The 743-nt window shown below is 35.7% G+C and carries 1 protein-coding gene; it reads right to left on the reverse strand.

Annotated elements, in window-relative coordinates; translation table 11 throughout:
• Positions 1-743: IS1634 family transposase (locus AC3G7N_RS20915; protein WP_489424083.1), on the reverse strand; the 743-nt coding region annotated here is incomplete at both ends.

Below are 743 nucleotides of genomic sequence, written 5' to 3' on the forward strand. Positions count from 1 at the left end.
TTTTAAAATTTTTTTCATTTTTTGTATGGTAACTATTTCGGTATCCGTTCGGAATCCGAAAACGTTATGTAGCTTATCAGTTAAATCCGTTCTGGTATAGGTCGGGATATAACCTTCGTTTGTATATTCCAACACTCTCATATCTCGTAATGTTTGAATGATTTCGCAACATGTAGCTGATTCATCAATTCTATTTTCAATCAAGCGATAGGTCAATAATGAAAGAAAACATACTAGGAAGTGTGCCTTGATTCGTTCATCTTTTTGGAGGAATACAGGTCGTGTCCGCATTTCGTTTTTTAAAATCCGAAAGGATTCTTCTATCTCCCAGCGACGTTGATTGATTCTTACGATTTCCGCTGGAGAGTTTTCTAAATTTGTACAAACACCATAAAAACCATCATATACTGCTTCTTTATCAATCATCGCAGAGTTAATCGTATGACTGCTTTTCTGAGCAATTTCACCTTCATTTGTGACATGAGTGGACTGAATAAAACGATCTGGATTGTTTGCTCGCTTTTTTTCGATGCGAGAAGGATTGTCCACTTTTGTTTGTGCGCGTTCTATCTGTTTTTCCCGAATATTTGCTTGGTAGCGTTTATGTTTCGGTGAAAAAGTAACGATAAGTTTTTGCTCTAGTCCATTTTCATTCATCCATCGTTCTTTGTAATATATTTGCGTGTCTGTTTCAAGGTCAAGGTTATTCAGATTAATCGATTGTTTCTTTTTTTTGTCATTGG

It is taken from the genome of Virgibacillus carmonensis (genome assembly GCF_057836705.1).